The organism is Streptomyces sp. NPDC058880, assembly GCF_042742535.1.
Lineage (GTDB): Bacteria > Actinomycetota > Actinomycetes > Streptomycetales > Streptomycetaceae > Streptomyces.
Genome location: NZ_JBHYMC010000074.1, coordinates 17,903 through 35,123, shown reverse-complemented (window position 1 = coordinate 35,123; position 17,221 = coordinate 17,903). Strand labels below are relative to the sequence as shown.

The window sequence follows — 17,221 nt, the reverse complement described above, 5'->3', positions numbered from 1 at the left end:
CCGGTGTTCCGGCTCCGCCACCCCGCGCGCGGGCGGCCTCCGGACCGGATCCTCGCGGACGCCGGTCCCGGCGGTGGCGCTGCTGTGTGCGGTGGTGCGGTGGTGCGTCGTGCGGTGGTGGAGCTGTGCAGGGGTGGAGCGGCGGGCCCGGGGCCTGCCCGGGCCACACCGGGGGTGGATCAGTGCGCGGCCACGCGCGCCATCGCACCCGTGCGGCGCGGCTGCATCGGGACGCCGCCCGCGGCGGGCCGGGCCTGCGGTGCCGGTGGGCGGTCCCGGCGCGGCTGGGCGGCCACACCGTTCTGGACGTCCATCACGGCGTGCGCCACGAGTCCGCCCATGGGGTCGTGGCGGATCAGGTCCCGCAGCCGGGACCTGGACGAGCGCCCCTCGTTACCGGGGTACAGGTGCTTGCCGAGTCCGACCGCGTGGGCCAGCGCGGCGAGCGCCGCGGTCCGCGGGTCCGGCGGTACGCCGGTGCGGATCGCACTGTCGAGCCGGGCTCGGATCTCCCGGCTGATCTCCGTGTCCGTCGCCTGGTAGCGAGTCGTCGGCAACACGCCGCACATCTGTCCCGCGACGGCGTGAACCATGCCGCAGCGCTCCAGGTGCGCGAGGTAAATCTGGCGCAGCCCCAGCCGGGGTCCGCCGATCCAGTGGACGGCCCGTACCGGGCTGCCGCGCCTGCGCAGCAGTTCCAGTGCGGAGTCCAGAGTCGGATCTCCTGTCGGCCGTGGCATCACCACGGCGATACGATCCCCATCAGGGGCTATCCGTCCTGCCAGAGCCAGCTCCACTAGCTGTGCCCCGGCCAGGCCGAGGTCGAGCGACTGCGGCTGCGCCGTGGTACCCGTGGCCGGGTCCAAGGCGAGCAGCAGAAGCTCCTCCGGAATTGTTCTGCGGCTCCTGCCCATCCATGCCTCCCCGCGTGGATGAGTGACAGGGTGACGCCTCTCACATTCATCTGTCGAGAGCGCGTGGCCGCTTTGTGGGGGAACCCGCAGCTATGTCGTTCTCGTCTGGCACGGGGGCGATGCCCCCGAGACGGGACACTGTTAGACATTCGGACAGCCGAACGTGGCGGCGATGAGGAGGAGCGGTGGCGGGCGAGTCCCCCGACAAGTCGGTAGATGAAGAAACGCCGGGGGCGGCGGAGCCGTCCGCGGACCGCGACCCGAGGCTGTCGGTGTTCCGGCCGAGGGAGTCCGAGGACGGTGCCGACGTCGCCCGTGCGGGCGACGGCGGTGCCGCGGGCAAGGCGGAGGCCGACGCCGAGGCGAAGGCCGAGTCCGGCGGGCGGGATGCGCTGCGTGAGGCGGTGGCGGCCTGGGTCGCCACGTCGGCCGAGGAGCCGGTCGATGCGGATGCGGATGCGGAAGCCGATGCCGCATCGCGCGAAGCCGACCCGCCGGCGCGGGCGCGGGCTTCCGAGTCCGATTCCACTTCCGATTCGGCTTCCGATTCGGCTTCGGCTTCCGATTCTGCTTCGGTCCCTGCCCCGGCTCCGGCTCGGGAGGCGAAGCCCGCGCCGGGCGACAGCGAGCGTACGGCCGTGTTCCGTGCGGTGCGGCCGGGGGCCGCTGGTGCGGTTTCGGGCGGGCGTCCGGCGGGTGGCGCGGAGGTCGGGGCCGCTGGTGAGCGCGGTGTGAAGCCGGGCTCTGCCGGGGCGGCCGCCGCGTCTGACGAGCCCGCGGACAGCGAGCGTACGGCCGTGTTCCGGGTGCCCAAGGTGGACGCGCGCAAGCCCGACGCCGGGCAGAAGCCGAAGCCCGCCGCCGTGAAGCCGCAACAGCCTTCCGCTCCCCCTTCCGTTTCGCCCCAGGCGCCGGCGCCGGCACCGGAGCCGGCGCCGGCACCGGAGCCGGCACCGGCACCCGCCGAGGACAGCGAGAGCACCGCCGTCTTCCGTGCCCCGAAGGCCAGCACCTTCGTGCCGCTGCGCACCGACGGTGACGGCACGGCGGCGGCCAAGCCGAAGCCCGGGCCGAAGGACCCGGCCCCGTCGGCCCCACAGGCCCCGTCGGTCTCCGCCGCCGCCTCCACCGCCACCGAGCGCCTGGACCGCGGTGACCGGAGCGAACGGACCACCCAGCAGCCGCTGCCGCCCAAGCCGCCGCTCGACATGCTGGCGGACCTCACGAACAACCCGCCCCCACCGCCGAGCCCGCTGCGCACCGCCGTCCGCCGGTTCAAGATCTACGCGCCGCTCGTCGTGCTCCTGGGGATCATCCTGGCCATCGTGCAGCTGGTGCGCCCGCTGCCCGAACCCAGGCTCGTGATGACCGCGAAGTCCTCGTACACCTTCGAGGGCGCCATGCCGCAGCTGCCCTGGCCCACCGAGGGACAGGCGTACATGGCGGCCGCCGGCCTCGGCACGCTCGGCCAGTCCGGCGAGCAGAAGCCGGTGCCGATCGCGAGCGTCACCAAGTCGATGACGGCCTACATCATCCTGCGCGACCACCCCATCGAGAAGGGTGGGCAGGGCGCGATGATCGACGTGGACAAGACGGCCGAGACCGAGGGCAAGAGGAACGATTCAGTCAACAACGAGTCGACCCTCGACACGGTCAAGGAGGGCGACAAGATCTCCGAGTACGACGCGATCGCCGCCCTCATGATCCCATCGGCCAACAACATCGCGCGGCTGCTCGCGCGCTGGGATGCCGGCTCCCAGGAGGCGTTCGTCAAGAAGATGAACGACACCGCCAAAGAACTCGGCATGACCAACACCACGTACACGGACCCCTCGGGTCTGGACGCGACCACGGTCAGCACCGCCGAGGAGCAGGTCAAGCTGGGCCTGAAGCTGGTCGAGATCGAGACGCTGCTCGACATCACCAAGAAGCCGTACTGGGTCGATCCGTCCGGCAAGAGCTGGCGCAACTGGAACGGGCTGACCGGCTCCGGCGGCGCGCTCGGCATCAAGACCGGTACGACGACGAAGGCGGGCGGAAACCTCCTCTTCGCCGCGCAGAAGAAGATCGGCAACACCAACCAGCTGATCGTCGGCGCCGTGCTCGGCCAGCACAAGCCGTCGATCATCGACACCGTGCTCGCCGCGAGCAAGCAGCTGATGAACGGTACGCAGAAGGCCCTCGAAGGTGCGACCGTCGTGAAGAAGGGCGACGTGGTGGGCTATGTCGACGACGGACTCGGCGGCCGGACTCCGGTCGTCGCCACCGCCGACGTGGAGGCCATCGGGTGGGCCTCGCTGAGCGTCACCGTGAAGCTCGCGAACGGTGGCGGCCTGGTGCCGCAGACCGCGAAGGCGGGCACCGAGGTCGGCGTGCTGACCGTCGGCGAGGGCGCCAGCCAGGTCAAGGTGCCGGTGGCGCTGAAGAGCGACCTGACCTCGCCGGGCATCGGCAGCAAGCTGACGCGCATCGGCTGACGGCCGCCCGCGGCTGCGCGTGGCCGTGCGCGGCCAGGCGTCGCCCTCCGCAGCCGTGCGCGGCCGTCGCGGGCACGCGCGCTGATCCGGCGCCCCGGGCAACCCCGGGGCGCCGGTGCGCGTCTAGCGAGTGTCCGCTCGGTCCCGCCGACCGGACGCGACCTGAGGCAGAGGGACCGGGACGCACGGACGCGTGCCGGTGGGGATCCACGTGTTGGGGAGTGCGGCAGTGACCACCGCTGAGCAGCAGGGCCGGCGCGGGGCCGTCATCGCGTCGGCACCCGGTGGCGGCCCGGGGCGCGGCGCCGTGCCGCCGCGGCAGGAGCCGCCCGGGCGGCCGCGGCGGCGCACCCGCGCCCTCGATCCGCTGCGCCGCCACCCGGTGGCGGTCGCCACCCTGCTCGCCGCCGTGCTGCACGTCGTCTGGTTCTTCACCTTCGCCAGCAGCGGCGGCGACCTCGCCGCGCAGGACGCCTGGGCCGAGTTCGTGGGACGCCATCCGGACTCGGCGTACAACCTCGCCTGGTACGGCGGCATGCACCCCGTCTCGTACAGCGTGGTCTCGCCGTACCTCATGCACCTGCTCGGCGTGCGCACCACCATGATGATCGCGGGCACCGTCTCGGCCGGGCTGCTCGCGCTGATCCTGACCCGCTGCCGCGGGGCGGTGCGCGAGCCGCTGTGGCCCGCTCTGGCCGGGACGTACGGGCTGTTCTGCAACGCCCTCTCGGGCCGCGTCACCTTCGGGTTGGGCGCGATGTTCGCCCTCGGCGCGGTCGCGGCGGTCTTCTGCTGGCCCCGCAAGTGGGCGCGGCGGCGCTGGGCCAAGGCCGCGGTGGCGGCCCCGCTGGCCGGGATCGCGACCGCCGCCAGTCCCGTCGCGGGCCTCTTCCTCGGGGTGATCGCGGCCGCGCTGTTCCTGAGCGGGCGGCGCCCGGGTGCGTACGCGCTCGGGCTGGCCCCGGTGGCCGTGGTCGGGCTGTCGGCCTGGCTCTTCCCGTTCTCCGGGACGCAGCCGATGAAGATCGGTTCGGCCGGGCTGCCGTTCCTGTTCGGGCTGCTGATCTTCTTCCTCGTGCCGCGCCGCTGGAAGACGGCCCGGATCGCCTCCGCGGTCTACGCCCTCGGGGTCTTCCTGACCTGGGCGATCGACTCCCAGATCGGCTCGAACGTCACCAGGCTGGTGATGCTGTTCGGCGGCGCCGTGCTGCTGGCGGCCCTCCCGTACGAGGTCCCGCGGTCGCGGCGCTGGTACGGCGTGCTGCTCGCGTTCGTCGGACTGAACGCCTGGATCACCACCAACAGCATCACGGACATCGTCCGCACCACGCCGGTCGCCGCCTGGAACCGGGAGCTGGCCCCGCTCGTGGACCAGCTCCGGAAGGAGGGCGCCGACCGCGGCCGGGTCGAGGTCGTCCCCGTCAGCAGCCACCGCGAGTCCTCCGCCTTCCCGTCGTACGTGAACCTCGCGCGCGGCTGGAACCGGCAGGCCGACCTGGAGCGCAACCCGCTCTTCTACGACGACACCCTCACCGCCGACAGCTACCGGGCCTGGCTGGAGCGCTGGGCCGTGCACTACGTGGTGCTGCCGGCCGACAAGCCCGATTCGGGGGGCGAGGACGAGGCGAAGCTGGTGCGCGCCGGGCTCCCGTACCTCCAGCAGGTGTGGGGCGACGCCAACTGGCAGCTCTTCAAGGTCGACCAGCCGACGGACCTGGTGACGGGGCCCGCCAGCGTGGTGCGGGCGGGCGCCGACCAGCTGGTCCTCGACGTGAAGCAGGCCGGCCGGGTGCGGGTGCGGATCCCGCACTCGCCGTGGCTGGGGCTGGTGGACGGGGCGGGCCGGCCGGTGCCGCCGCCGCAGGAGACGGCGGACTCCAAGGCGCGGGGCGCCGTGCCGAAGGAGTTCGCGAACACGGCCGGCTGCCTGTTCAAGGCGCTCCCGGACGGCGAGGGCGACGTGTGGACGGAGCTGCTGGTCCCGACGCCGGGGGAGTACCGGGTGGCGGCGAAGTACCAGCTGCCGCGGGGCACGCCCTGCCCGGAGGAGGTCATCCCGGCGGCGCTGGGGACGCCCGAGCGCCCGGCTCCGGCTGCCCCGTCCCCCTCCGCTCCCTGACATCTCCGCGTTGATGTCTTTACGCTCCGGTCCGGGTGCGTTGCTCTGTATATCTGCATACGATCCCAGTAGTCCGATTGGGTGCTTCCTGAGGGAGTTGACGACGGGATGACCAAAGAACAGAAGCGGGACGTCCGGGCGGCCATCGCCAAGGCGCAGGAGGCCGCGCAGCCGCCGCGCCCCCCGGGCCACGGCTTCGACGGTCCTGTACGGAGCAAGGTCAAGGGCGGACTGCACACGAAGGCCGCGCTGAAGCGGGCCGGCACTCCGCAGGGTGACCGCATCGGCGAGCGCACCAGTGGCCTGAGCTGACCCCTCGCGGGACGGCGCATCCGTGGTGGCGCAGCCCTTCCGGCAGCCCTTCCGGCTCCTGCCGGGAGGGCTTCGAACGTCCCGGGAGGCGATCTGGCCGGATCGCGCGGGATCAGGCCGGAACCCGCCGGTCGCCCGCCCGGGCGGGCGGATTACCGTGACCTGACCATGAACGAGATGCAGCGCGGAGCGCGGCTGCGGCCGCACCTGCGGCTGCCCGCCTGGACGTCGACCCTGACCTGGAAGGCCACGGTCTTCATCACCCTGATGTGCTGCGGGCTCGCCGCGCTGCTCGGCTGCCTCGTGCACGGCGCCATGACCCGCCAGACGGTCGGCACGGCCCGCGAGAAAGCGCTCTCCAAGCTGGAGCGGACCGTGCAGCTCTACGAGACCGGTGCCCGCCTGCCCCGGGGCGAGGGCATCGACCCGCCCGGCCTGCCCCCGCGACTGCACGCCCTGGCGGCCGACGGGAAGCGCGGCACGGCGGTCGGCACGCACCGCGGGCGCCCGGTGATGTGGGCGGCCGCCCCCGCCGAGGACGGCGCCGCGATCGCCGTGTCCGTGGACTTCCGCGGAGCCGAGCGGACCATCGCCAACCTCGACCGGGCCATCCTCGGCTCCTCGGGCCTGGCCATCGGAATCACCCTCCTCATCGGCGCGGCCGGGGTCGCGCGGATCACCCGGCGCCTGCACGTGACCGCGCAGGTGGCGCGCCGGATCAGCGCCGGCGACCTGGACGCCCGGGTCGGCGACAGGGCGCGCACCAAGGACGAGGTCGCCGCCGTCTCCCGGGCCCTGGACACGATGGCCTCGTCGCTCCAGCGCAAGCTGGAGGCGGAGCAGCGGTTCACGGCGGACGTCGCCCACGAACTCCGCACCCCGCTGACCGGCCTGAACGCGGCCGCCGAGCTCCTGCCGCCGGGCCGCCCGGCCGAGCTCGTACGAGACCGGGTGCAGGCGATGCGCTCGCTGACCGAGGACCTGCTGGAGATCTCCCGCCTGGACACGCGCAGCGAGCGCGTGGAGCTCGACTCGCACGACCTGGCCGACCTGGCGGCCCGCACGATCCTCGCGTCCGGCACGGACACGGCCCTGACGGTGCTGGCCTCCCCGCGGGTGGAGACGGACCGGCGCCGCCTGGAGCGGATCCTGGGCAACCTGGTGGCCAACGCGCACAGCCACGGCGCCGCCCCGGTGACGGTCACGGTGGACGGCCCGACCGTGACCGTCACCGACGCGGGGCCGGGCTATCCGGAGTACCTGATCATGACCGGCCCGCAGCGGTTCCGTACGGAGGGCACGAGCAAGGGCCACGGGCTGGGCCTGACCATCGCCCTCGGCCAGGCACGGGTCCTCGGCGCCACTCTCGCCTTCCGCAACCGGGAGGAGGGCGGCGCCGAGGCGCGCGTCACCCTCCCCTAGCCCTCGGTACCCGAGACCCCTGCGGTACCCGCGGCCCCTGAGCCGCTTCCCGGCCGGGACGGCAACCCGGCTCCCGGCGCATGCGCCCGACGCGGCCGCTGAACCGCCCCCCCGTCGCCGTACGACCGCCACGCGAAGAGGACCCCCGCCGTTTCCGGCGGGGGTCCTCGACTGTGCCCTCGGCAGGATTCGAACCTGCGACACCGGCTTTAGGAGAGCCGTGCTCTATCCCCTGAGCTACGAAGGCGGGGGCCTCGGCGGAGACCGCCTCGTGACCGCTGACAGCCTAGCGGATCACCTCGCCCGCGGTCGCCCCGATTGCCGAGCGGTTCGGCCGCTTCCGCATCCTCTGATCGAGCAGCCTGCAGGGATCGCAGCGGCGGTGCCGGCCCCGGCGATCTGCAGGGACAGAACCCCCGTGGCCATGCCGCTGCGGCGAAGACAGAGGCTGTCTTCCGGATCGCTGTTTCTCTCCTTGGGTGAGGAGGAGCCTCTCGGAGTCCAATCCTGCCATTTGCCACTACAGGATCCATGGTCTGGAGTGAATTGCCGTACGGATTCCTCTAGGCCGCCGGGGCCACGCGGCGCTTCTGCTGGCCGAGCGAGGATCCGTCTCCGTCGCCAAAGAGCGTGAGTTCGCCGTCGGTCGAGCGGACGATGACGTACGAGTCCGCTGTCACCGGTGAAGTTTCCGACTGTGATCTCCACCATGTGGTCGCGCCATGTCGCGTGGGGACCCGTGGTGCGGAACTTCTCGGCGAAGTTCCCGTTCTGGGTGTTGGCTTCGCGGTCGAGGCTCACCTCCCCGTCGGTCCACATGACGAACAGGTCCATGCGGTCTTCGTCGATGTCGTCGCCGTTCACGGTGAAGTAGCCCGAAGCGATGCCCTTGGCGTGCTTCCACGGACCGTGCGGACGGAGACCCCGAGCCTGCGCGAGATGCCCTCCGGGGCGCGGTGGCCACCGGCGGGCCTGCGTGGAGGCCCCGACAGGCCCGCGGCGCGGAGGGGGAGCGGGCGAGGAGGCATCGGGGATCCCGTGGCCCGGAACGGTCCTTGTCGGCCGCAGACCTCTGGGCACGAGGAGTCGCTCGGCGGGAGCATAGGCTTGGCCCGGGTGTTCGTCCGTCGTGACGAGAGGCGAAGCCCGGTCCCGTGCCGCGGTCCTGCACCGCACGGGGCGTCGAGAACCAGTCGAGGACCACCGGCACGTGCCGAAGGCCTTCAGAAGGGTGCAGGTCATGTTTCACCAAGGCCCGGCCGCCGTCGGCGCATCGGCGCGTCGCAGGGGTGACGACCTCACCTGCGGCGGCGGTGTGCCGGGGCGCGGCGACGCATGGTCCACCGGGGCGGTGGACCGGGTTCCGGCGGAGGCCGGCCCGACCGTCTGCGCCGCACAGGACCTCATACCGCACGTCACCCGCGATCTGTGAGCACCCCCATCGCCACCCAGCACTCGGCAGAGCGGCAACCGGGCGTACAGCAGGCCGGGCACCGGACCGGTTCCGGCCGCTCGCAGGAGCGGACGGCCGCCTGCCCGTCGTGCACGAGGGGAACGAGCGGGCCCGCGCACGACGGACGGCACGCCACCGATCACATACACCCGCGGGGAGTCGTCGACCTGCGCGGCCATGCCGAGTCGGACATCACGCTGTCCTACCCGGGCAACGCGTTGGTCGTCGTCGCGGGACTTCCCGGCAGCGGGAAGAGCACGCTGCTGCGCGCCTGGTCCTCCGCCGCCACTGTCGTCGACCCCCGCGCCACCCGCACCGCCTACGAGGCCCTGACGCCTTCCTGGCTTCCCTACGCGGTCTGCCGGCCCTGGGCCCGGCTGAGGCACATGGGGTGGATGCGCACCGAGATACGGCGGACGCATCCGCTGCTCATCCACGACTGCGGCAGCAGGGCCTGGATGCGCCGGTGGCTGGCCCACCACGCCCACCGAGCCGGCAGGCCCCTGCACATGGTGGTGCTCGATGTCGGCCCCCAGGAGGCGCTGTCGGGCCAGCGCGCCCGCCGGCGCCTGACCTCGCGCCGTGTCTTCGCCACGCACCGGCGGGGTCTGGCGAGACTCCTCGCGGGCGTCGAACACGGCGGCCTGCCGCCGAGCCTGGGCCTCGACTCCATGGTCCTGCTCGACCGTACTTCGCGTGAGCGCGCCGCCCGGGCGCAATTCGGCGGGAAGTCCACGGGGGCGGGCTGAAACGCCGGGGTGCTCGTGAACCTCGGGCGGTGATCACGGGGTTCCGGGGATTGCGTCAGCCTCCGTTGTCCGTGCGCCGCTCGACGGGCCGTGCCCCGGGGAGCAGCCCGTGCGGCTGCTCCCCGGGGCACGGCCATGAGGCCCGGTCCCGGTCCTGGTCCCGGGCCCGGCGGATCAGTCCTTCTCGTAGAGGCCGAACATGTCGACCACGAGGTGCGTGGGCTCCCAGCCGCGGTTCCAGAAGTCGATGACGCCGGTCGTCCCGGTGCTCGCCTGGACCAGGTTCGGGACGGTCTCGCCCTTCGTCCAGTTCAGGTTGGAGGAGTTGGGCGGGGTCGGCTTCTTCGCGGTCCCGTTCTCGCGCTGGGCCCAGGTGTAGGGGTCCGGGGCGACCGTGAGGTGACCGCTGCCCCGGGTGTCGGTGACCGTGGTGTTCAGGACGAACGCGGTGACCGTCGGATCGCCGTCCGCCAGCGGAAGCCAGCGGAAGTCCTGCCCCGCGACCGGGAAGTCGTACTTACGCGAGTCGTGCAGGCGCGTCGGCATCGTCGGCAGGTAGGCGGCCTTGCTGCCGGGGCTGTAGTAACCGACGACGTCCACGACCACGTCGGTCGGGTCCCAGGCGCCGTTGCGGATGTTGATCCTGCCGTCGGGGCCCACCGGGACGATCACCGAGTTCGCGATGGTCTGGTTGGCCTTGAAGTTCACGTTCGAGGTGTCCGGCGCCGTCTGTCCGGACGGGTAGACGGTCAGGTGTCCCGCGCCGCGGGGGGCCGTGGCGGTGACGTTGAGGGCCACCGCGGTGACCCCGGAGGCCGGGATCGAGCCGTTGCCGGCCACCTGCAGGCCGAACGTGCTCTGTCCGGCGAGCTGGCCCCAAGTGCCCTGGCCGGTACGGCTGTCGGCGATGCGGAACGGCTCCAGCGAGGTGTAGCCCCCGGCGGTGGCGGAGCGGCTGAAGTACCCGGTGACGTCCGCGAGCAGGTCCACGTCGCCGTAGCTGCGGTTGACGAGTTCCACGTAGCCGTCCGCTCCGACCGGCACGATCGTCATGTTCGGCACGGTCTGGCCCGCGACGAAGTTGACGTTCGAGGTGGTCGGCTGCGCCGTACCCGAAGGGTAGGCCGTGATGTGTCCGGCCGAACGGGGGCTGACGACGGTGACGTTGAGCGCCACGGCGGTCGCGTCGGCCGGGATGCCGCTGTTGCCGCCGACCTTCACGCGGGCGACGCCGTACGGGGCGAGCGGGCGCGAGCTGCCGCCGATGCCGGAGCGGGTGTCGAGCAGCCGGGTCGGTGCGTGCGGGGTGAACTTCGAGCCGGCGGCCTGGACGTCCACGCTGTTGGTGGCGGTCACGTTGTTGTCCTGGTCGGTCAGGGTGACCGTGACCTTGTGGTCTCCGACCTCGGCGAAGGTGTGCTCCGAGGTCAGGAGCTTCGCTCCGGTGACGTGCTCGGTGACGGTCCTGCCGTCGCCCCAGTCGATGTCGACCCGGACGGGCGCGCCGGCGGCGGTGGTGATCTGCGACGCCAGGCTGAAGCCGTGCGCGGACGTGGCCGAGGCGCGCAGGTCGACGGCGAGCCCGGCGTTGCCCTTCGCCGCCTCTGCGGCCCCCGCGGCCTGCGAAGCGGCCGCCTTGCCCGACGCGGACGCGGAGGTGCGGACAGTGCGTTCCGCCGGACTGTGGAAGACGACGGACTTGGCCGCGGCGGCCTTGGCGGCATCCATCGCCGCGGCAGCGCTCCCCTGGCGCTGCGCGGGCTGCTCCGCGGCCTGGGCCGCGGTCGGTACGAAGCCGATGGCTGCCGCTACGACGGCAGCCGAAATCATGACGCGGTGACGCTGCACCGGTCCCCCCTAGATATTGAACGAGTTCAGAAAGTGAAGCGCGTTTAGGCTACACATACCGGTCGGTCGAAGCGAACGTGTTCCCGAAGCGCGCGAACGTACTGTCGATGGGGACGGCGGGGCGGGCGTGGCGGTTGCGCCGTACGTGATCCATTTCCCTGGGCGGCGATCCGCGAAAGTCATATGAATGCGGTCGGCCGGCTGCATAGGCTGACCATCGGTCAACCCGGATCCGGGTCAGGGTCAGGGTCAGGGTCCATGGAACGAGGAGAAGCACTGATGGTCGGGTCCCGCGTCCTTGCCCTCGGGCACTATCAGCCGGCGAAGGTGCTGACCAACGCCGATCTGGAGCAGATGGTCGACACCAGCGACGCATGGATCCAGAGCCGGGTCGGGATCAAGACCCGCCGGGTGGCCGCCGAGGACGAGTCGGTCTCGGACATGGCGGCGAAGGCCGCCGCGAACGCCCTGGCCAACGCGGGGCTGACCGGTGAGGACATCGATTTCGTCATCGTGGCCACCTGCACAGCGCAGGACCGCTCGCCCAACACGGCGGCCCGCGTCGCGGCTGCCGTCGGCGCCAAGGCCCCAGCCGCGATCGACGTGAACACAGCCTGTTCCGGATTCCCGCACGCTATGGCGCTGGCGGACCAGAGCATCCGCACCGGCTCCGCCACGAAGGCCCTGGTCATCGGTGTGGAGAAGCTGACGGACTTCGCCGACTGGACCGACCGCACCACCTGCGTGCTGATCGGCGACGGGGCCGGCGCGGCCGTCGTCGTCGCCTCCGAGGAGTCCCGGATCAGCCCGGTCGTCTGGGGATCCGTACCCGAGATGGGGCACGCCGTGCGCATCGAGGCGCCGTCCCACACCTTCGCCCAGGAAGGGCAGTCGGTGTACCGCTGGGCCACCACCGCCCTGCCGGAGGTCGCGCTCCAGGTGTGCGAGCGGGCCGGGGTCAAGCCCGAGGACCTCGGCGGTGTCGTCCTGCACCAGGCCAACCTGCGGATCATCGAGCCGCTGGCCCGCAAGATCGGCGCGGTCAACGCGGTCATCGCCAAGGACGTCGTGGACTCCGGCAACACCTCCGCCGCCAGCATCCCGCTCGCGCTCTCCAAGCTCGTCGAGCGCGGCGAGATCGAGAAGGGGGCACCCGTACTGCTCTTCGCCTTCGGCGGCGGCCTGTCCTACGCCGGCCAGATCATCCACTGCCCGTGACCGGGACGGACGAGGTGACCGCGATGAAGTCCTCCTCCACCGCCCCCTGGTGGCCGCAGCTGCGGCTCCAGCCGTCCGCCGCGCCCAGGCTGCGCCTGCTGGTGTTCCCGCACTCCGGCGCCGGACCCAACACCCTCTTCCCCCTCGTCGAACCGCTGCCCGACGAGGTCGAGGTGCTCGGGCTCTCACTGCCCGGCAGGGAGCGCCGCTTCGGCGAGACTCCCGGCTGCCGTCTCGACGAGGTGCTCGACTCGGTGGCCGAGGAGGTGCTCGGCCGGGACCCGCTGCCCACCGTGGTCTTCGGCCACAGCCTCGGGGCGCTGCTCGCCGTCCGCGCCGCACAGCTCCTCGGCCCGCACTGCCGGGCCGCTGTCGTCAGCGGCCAGGCCCCCGGCCGGACCCGGCGCCGCGCCCACGCCACCAGCAGCGAGGAGGACGCCGTCCGGCTGCTGCGGGAGGGCGGCGGCACCCCGGAGTGGGTCCTGCACGACCCGGAGATGCTCGCCCACGTCACGCGCGTCCTGCGTGCCGACATCGACCTCAGCCGGGAGGCCGCCGTCGGTTTCGAGGGCGTACGGCTCGACGTGCCCCTCCACGTCATCGGGGGCACGGCCGATCCGCTGGTCCCGCACGAACCGCTGGACGGCTGGGCCGACCACACCACCGGCCACTGCCGGGTGCGCCGTTTCGACGGCGACCACTTCTTCCTCCTCGCCGACGAACACCGCGGCGCGGTGGTGGACATCCTGCGCGAGGCCCTCGCGCACTGAACGGTGTTCCCGGCCCCGGCAGGGCTCCGTGGGCGGACGGTGCCTACGGGCGGATGATGCGGACCTGGTAGCTGCCGTCGCGCAGCTCGCCCACCACCGAGATGCTGATGCCCGCCTTCTCGTCGGTGAAGGTCTCTCCCGGCCGGAACGGTGCGTCCGACAGTTCGGCGTGCACGTTGGGCCGGCGGGTGCAGCCGCCGCTCGCGGTCGAGCTGTCCGACACGATCACGGGGCCGTGTCCGGTGTCCACGTCGGAGTCCACCTTGTAGATCAGCACGCCGGGCCTGCAGACGGCCTCGTCGTTGCCGGCCCGGGTCCGCACCTCCACGGCGTAGCCGACGCTCTCCGACAGCGGGACGAAGGCCAGCTTCATGCCGCCCTCGACCGCCAGCGGGGTCAGGACGTGGTCGCTGGTGCCGGACTTCGACGCGCAGGAGATCTGCGTGCTGTCCAGCCAGCCCAGCTTCCACTTGTGCCAGCCCATCAGGTCGTTGTTGGCACCCCAGTCCTCGCTCATGATGTCCCAGTGCCCGACGGTGTTCCCGCCGTCGGCGGTGTAGAGGTCGGGCAGCCCGAAGACGTGCCCGTTCTCGTGCGGGAGCACCCGGTAGCCGGTCTCCCGGTAGGTCCCGGAGCCGTCGTCCTGCCGGCTGTAGACGAAGGACGTGTTGGACAGCGGGACCCCGTCGGCCATTGGCGCCTCGCCGTTGCCCGAGAAGGTCACCGACAGGACGGTGTCCAGTGCCGACGGCCCCGCGTTCGGCGTGACCAGGATGTTGACCAGGTCGTAGCGGCTGAAGTCCACCTCGGAGTCGGCGGCCCTCGCGATGTGCTCCACGAGCTGCCGGTAGCCCGGCTCGTAGGAGGACCCGCGCTCGATGCCGTACGCCGCGAAGGGCATCGGCATCCGCAGCCAGGTCTTTATCGGGGCCTCGGCCCGGTAGGCCAGCCGACCGTAGGAACTGGTGCGGAACCAGTCCGAGGTCTGGGGGAAGAACTCGGCCAGCCGGTCCAGGGCCGTGCCCTCGCCCTTGGCGTCGGGGAAGTCGATCATCAGGTTCAGCGCCCGGACCTCTCCTGTCGAACGCGAGTACCCCGGCGGGGTCGGCAGGCCCTCGGACATCTGCACGCCCATCGTCCCGGCGATCCGGCACGGCGCGAGCGCCGATTCGACCGTCGTGGCCACGGGCCCCGCCGCCGACTGGCCGCGGCTGGATATCCCTGTGCTCGCCGTCGCCGTGACGCCGATCGCCAGCGCGGTCAGTCCGATGTACGCGCTGGTCAGGCGTGGTCTGCGTATCCGGCGGCGGGTCTGCGTCATGGAGATCGCCCTCGGGTCCGCGGCAGCCGGCCCTGTCCGGTCTGCGCCCTGTGCGCTTCACCCTCCGTCGGGCGCGCCGCGCCCGCGCGCCGGGAGAGGCCAAAGGGTGAAGCGCCCCCGCAGCGGCGTGACCCGGTTCACACCGAGGGGTGAAATAACCGGGGAGCTGTTCCCCGTTTGCATGGGAGTCCCGCCAAGCGGGGAACGGCTCCCCGTTTGGCGGGCCGGCCCATAGATCCCGCATCACTCGTCACCGCCCGGGGAGGCACCGGAAATGCAGAGCACCGCCACGGCCGCCGCGGCGTCCCCGTCCGCCGCGGCGGACGGGTGTCCGGCGGCCCCGCAGTCCGGCCGGTCCCGCGGCTCCCGCGAGGGCGGCGGCCCGCCGCGCCCGCGCGCCGACGCCGTCCGCAATCGCGAGCGGATCCTGGCGGCGGCCCGCGAGGCCTTCGTCGAGTTCGGTGCGGCGGCCCCGCTCGACGAGGTGGCCCGCCGGGCGGGCATCGGCAACGCCACCCTCTACCGGCACTTCCCCGACCGCGACGCACTCGTCCACCAGGTCGTCCTCTTCACCACGGAGCGGGTCGCGGCCTCAGCCGAGGCCTCTCTGGCCGAGGAGCCCGACCCCTTCGCCGCGCTGTGCCGGTTCACGCACGCCGCTGCCGACGAGCGGATCGGCGCCCTGTGCCCGATGCTCGCCGACGGCTTCGACCGCGACCACCCCGAACTCCTCGCGGCGCGCACCGCCTTGGCGGAGGCTGTGGAGACCCTGCTGGCCGCGGGCCAGCAGGCCGGACTGGTCCGCGCGGACATCGGCGTCGGCGACCTGATGGTCGCCCTCTCCCAGCTCAGCCGCCCCCTCCCGGGTACCGCCTGCTTCGACACCGACCGCTTCGCCCACCGTCATCTCCAGCTCTTCCTCGACGGGCTGCGGGCCCCGGCCCGCTCCGAACTGCCCGGTTCGGCAGCCACTTTGGAAGACCTCACGCTGAAAACCATGTGACACCGCAAAAGCTTACGAACTAGCCTTTTCCAGTCATTCCGCACAGTGAAACGGGTACTCCCATGCCGAAATCAGCCGCGACACTCCCGTCGGCTGCCGACCCCAGTCGCTGGAAGGCTCTCGTCTTCATAGCCCTGGCCCAGCTGATGGTCGTCCTCGACGCGACCATCGTGAACATCGCCCTCCCCTCGGCCCAGACCGACCTCGGCATCTCCGACGGCAACCGCCAGTGGGTCATCACCGCCTACGCGCTCGCCTTCGGCGGACTGCTCCTCTTCGGTGGCCGCATCGCCGACAAGTGGGGCCGCAAGAACGCCTTCGTCCTCGGTCTTGCCGGCTTCGCCCTGGCCTCCGCGCTCGGCGGCGCCGCGAACGGCGAAGCCATGATGCTCGGCGCCCGCGCCCTCCAGGGCGCCTTCGGCGCACTGCTCGCACCGGCGGCCCTGTCCCTGCTGGCGGTGATGTTCACCGACGCCAAGGAGCGGGCCAAGGCCTTCGGCATCTACGGCGCGATCGCGGGCGGCGGCGGCGCCGTCGGCCTGATCCTCGGCGGCTTCCTCACCGAGTACCTCAACTGGCGCTGGACGTTCTTCGTCAACATCCCGTTCGCGGTCGTCGCGGCCGTGGGTGCCTGGATGGTCATCCGCGAGCCCGCCGGCTCCCGCAACCGCGCCCCCCTGGACATCCCGGGCGTGGTCCTGTCCACCACCGGCCTCGTGGCCCTGGTGTACGGATTCACCCGCGCCGAGTCGGCCGGCTGGTCGGACCAGGTCACCGTGGCCATGTTCATCGCCTCGGCGGCCCTGCTGGCGGCGTTCGTCTTCGTCGAGTCCAAGGTGCAGTCCCCGCTGCTGCCGCTGCGCGTCCTGCTGGAGCGCAACCGCGGTGGTGTCTACCTCTCGCTCGGCCTGGCCGTCATCGCGATGTTCGGCCTGTTCCTCTTCCTCACCTACTACCTCCAGGTCGTGAAGGGCTTCTCGCCGGTCAAGACCGGCTTCGCCTTCCTGCCGATGATCGCGGGCATGATCCTGGGCTCCACCCAGATCGGCGCCCGCCTGATGACCCGAGTCGCTCCGCGCCTGCTGATGGGCCCGGGCTTCCTGGTCGCCGCCGCCGGAATGCTGCTGCTGACCCAGCTGGAGGTCGGATCCTCCTACCCCGCGCTGATCCTGCCGGCCCAGCTGCTGCTCGGCCTCGGCATGGGCACGGCCTTCATGCCGGCCATGTCGCTGTCCACGCACGGGGTGAACCCGGCCGACGCCGGTGTCGCCTCCGCCATGGTCAACACCTCGCAGCAGGTCGGCGGCGCCATCGGTACGGCGCTGCTGAACACCATCGCCGCCTCGGCGACCACCGCCTACCTGACCGACCACGCGGCCGAGGCCGCGGGCGGCGGGGCCGCGGCCCGGCTGGTGCAGGCCCAGGCCATGGTCGAGGGCTACGCCTCCGCCATCTGGTGGGCGGTGGGCATCCTGGCCGCCAGCGCGGCGATCGCCCTGACCCTGATCAACACCGGCCGTCCGGGTGCGGGCGACCCGATGGCCTCCGGGTCCGACTCCGCCGAGGACGCCGGTGTCAAGGTCCCGGTGATCGCGCACTGAGCAGGGCCGGGTAG

The 17,221-nt window shown here is 72.3% G+C and carries 13 protein-coding genes and 1 tRNA gene; 10 read left to right on the top strand and 4 right to left on the bottom strand.

Annotated features, from left to right (window positions below):
* Window positions 1-179 precede the first annotated feature (179 nt).
* Window positions 180-914 (bottom strand): GPP34 family phosphoprotein, encoded by a 735-nt coding sequence (locus ACFW2G_RS29105; protein WP_037924988.1) that lies wholly within the window; start codon window positions 912-914, stop codon window positions 180-182.
* A gap of 731 nt (window positions 915-1,645) precedes the next feature.
* On the opposite strand from ACFW2G_RS29105, the gene ACFW2G_RS29100 reads away from it, so the two are divergent.
* The 4 genes from ACFW2G_RS29100 to ACFW2G_RS29085 all read left to right on the top strand — a co-directional run bounded on the left by ACFW2G_RS29100 (window position 1,646) and on the right by ACFW2G_RS29085 (window position 7,244).
* Window positions 1,646-3,391, top strand: coding sequence for a D-alanyl-D-alanine carboxypeptidase family protein (locus ACFW2G_RS29100; protein ID WP_384585535.1), 1,746 nt, complete (start codon window positions 1,646-1,648; stop codon window positions 3,389-3,391).
* 229 nt (window positions 3,392-3,620) lie between these two features.
* Window positions 3,621-5,510: an MFS transporter gene (locus tag ACFW2G_RS29095; RefSeq protein WP_384585532.1), complete on the top strand. Its 1,890-nt coding sequence runs from the start codon at window positions 3,621-3,623 to the stop codon at window positions 5,508-5,510.
* A 108-nt stretch (window positions 5,511-5,618) separates the two neighbouring features.
* On the top strand, window positions 5,619-5,822 hold the full coding sequence (locus ACFW2G_RS29090; protein WP_236647740.1) for a hypothetical protein: 204 nt from the start codon (window positions 5,619-5,621) through the stop codon (window positions 5,820-5,822).
* Window positions 5,823-5,990: 168 nt separating this feature from the next.
* Window positions 5,991-7,244: an ATP-binding protein gene (locus tag ACFW2G_RS29085; RefSeq protein ID WP_384585529.1), complete on the top strand. Its 1,254-nt coding sequence runs from the start codon at window positions 5,991-5,993 to the stop codon at window positions 7,242-7,244.
* A gap of 174 nt (window positions 7,245-7,418) precedes the next feature.
* Here ACFW2G_RS29085 and ACFW2G_RS29080 read toward each other — a convergent pair.
* A tRNA-Arg gene (locus ACFW2G_RS29080) sits at window positions 7,419-7,491 on the bottom strand.
* Between the two features lie 993 nt (window positions 7,492-8,484).
* On the opposite strand from ACFW2G_RS29080, the gene ACFW2G_RS29075 reads away from it, so the two are divergent.
* Together ACFW2G_RS29075 and ACFW2G_RS29070 are read left to right on the top strand one after the other, a co-directional pair.
* Window positions 8,485-8,676: a hypothetical protein gene (locus tag ACFW2G_RS29075; RefSeq protein ID WP_384585526.1), complete on the top strand. Its 192-nt coding sequence runs from the start codon at window positions 8,485-8,487 to the stop codon at window positions 8,674-8,676.
* Entirely contained in the window at window positions 8,673-9,446 is a 774-nt protein-coding gene (locus ACFW2G_RS29070; RefSeq protein ID WP_384585523.1) for an AAA family ATPase, read from the top strand. Before ACFW2G_RS29075 ends, ACFW2G_RS29070 begins: the two co-directional genes overlap by 4 nt.
* Window positions 9,447-9,620: 174 nt before the next feature.
* Here ACFW2G_RS29070 and ACFW2G_RS29065 read toward each other — a convergent pair whose 3' ends face one another.
* Window positions 9,621-11,276 carry a hypothetical protein gene (locus ACFW2G_RS29065; RefSeq protein WP_384585137.1) on the bottom strand — a complete coding sequence of 552 codons (1,656 nt, stop codon included), beginning with the start codon at window positions 11,274-11,276 and terminating at the stop codon, window positions 9,621-9,623.
* Between the two features lie 297 nt (window positions 11,277-11,573).
* Here ACFW2G_RS29065 and ACFW2G_RS29060 point away from each other — a divergent pair, with 297 nt between their 5' ends.
* Together ACFW2G_RS29060 and ACFW2G_RS29055 are read left to right on the top strand one after the other, a co-directional pair.
* Window positions 11,574-12,512, top strand: a complete 939-nt coding sequence (locus ACFW2G_RS29060) for a beta-ketoacyl-ACP synthase III (RefSeq protein ID WP_037925039.1) — start codon at window positions 11,574-11,576, stop codon at window positions 12,510-12,512.
* Window positions 12,509-13,282, top strand: coding sequence for a thioesterase II family protein (locus ACFW2G_RS29055; protein ID WP_384585134.1), 774 nt, complete (start codon window positions 12,509-12,511; stop codon window positions 13,280-13,282). Before ACFW2G_RS29060 ends, ACFW2G_RS29055 begins: the two co-directional genes overlap by 4 nt.
* Window positions 13,283-13,325: 43 nt before the next feature.
* On the opposite strand, the gene ACFW2G_RS29050 is transcribed toward ACFW2G_RS29055, so the two are convergent.
* On the bottom strand, window positions 13,326-14,603 hold the full coding sequence (locus ACFW2G_RS29050; RefSeq protein WP_384455609.1) for a M6 family metalloprotease domain-containing protein: 1,278 nt from the start codon (window positions 14,601-14,603) through the stop codon (window positions 13,326-13,328).
* A 274-nt stretch (window positions 14,604-14,877) separates the two neighbouring features.
* On the opposite strand from ACFW2G_RS29050, the gene ACFW2G_RS29045 reads away from it, so the two are divergent.
* Window positions 14,878-15,606 carry a TetR/AcrR family transcriptional regulator gene (locus ACFW2G_RS29045; protein ID WP_384455606.1) on the top strand — a complete coding sequence of 243 codons (729 nt, stop codon included), beginning with the start codon at window positions 14,878-14,880 and terminating at the stop codon, window positions 15,604-15,606.
* Window positions 15,607-15,668: 62 nt separating this feature from the next.
* On the top strand, window positions 15,669-17,207 hold the full coding sequence (locus ACFW2G_RS29040) for an MFS transporter (protein WP_037925043.1): 1,539 nt from the start codon (window positions 15,669-15,671) through the stop codon (window positions 17,205-17,207).
* Window positions 17,208-17,221 lie beyond the last annotated feature (14 nt).

Excerpts from the sequence above, each read along its gene's own strand:
- ACFW2G_RS29045 (WP_384455606.1), top strand. The coding sequence starts at position 14,878 with ATGCAGAGCACCGCCACGGCCGCCGCGGCGTCCCCGTCCGCCGCGGCG.
- ACFW2G_RS29050 (WP_384455609.1), bottom strand. The coding sequence starts at position 14,603 with ATGACGCAGACCCGCCGCCGGATACGCAGACCACGCCTGACCAGCGCG.
- ACFW2G_RS29090 (WP_236647740.1), top strand. The coding sequence starts at position 5,619 with ATGACCAAAGAACAGAAGCGGGACGTCCGGGCGGCCATCGCCAAGGCG.
- ACFW2G_RS29040 (WP_037925043.1), top strand. The coding sequence starts at position 15,669 with ATGCCGAAATCAGCCGCGACACTCCCGTCGGCTGCCGACCCCAGTCGC.
- ACFW2G_RS29065 (WP_384585137.1), bottom strand. The coding sequence starts at position 11,276 with ATGATTTCGGCTGCCGTCGTAGCGGCAGCCATCGGCTTCGTACCGACC.
- ACFW2G_RS29085 (WP_384585529.1), top strand. The coding sequence starts at position 5,991 with ATGAACGAGATGCAGCGCGGAGCGCGGCTGCGGCCGCACCTGCGGCTG.
- ACFW2G_RS29105 (WP_037924988.1), bottom strand. The coding sequence starts at position 914 with ATGGGCAGGAGCCGCAGAACAATTCCGGAGGAGCTTCTGCTGCTCGCC.
- ACFW2G_RS29060 (WP_037925039.1), top strand. The coding sequence starts at position 11,574 with ATGGTCGGGTCCCGCGTCCTTGCCCTCGGGCACTATCAGCCGGCGAAG.
- ACFW2G_RS29075 (WP_384585526.1), top strand. The coding sequence starts at position 8,485 with ATGTTTCACCAAGGCCCGGCCGCCGTCGGCGCATCGGCGCGTCGCAGG.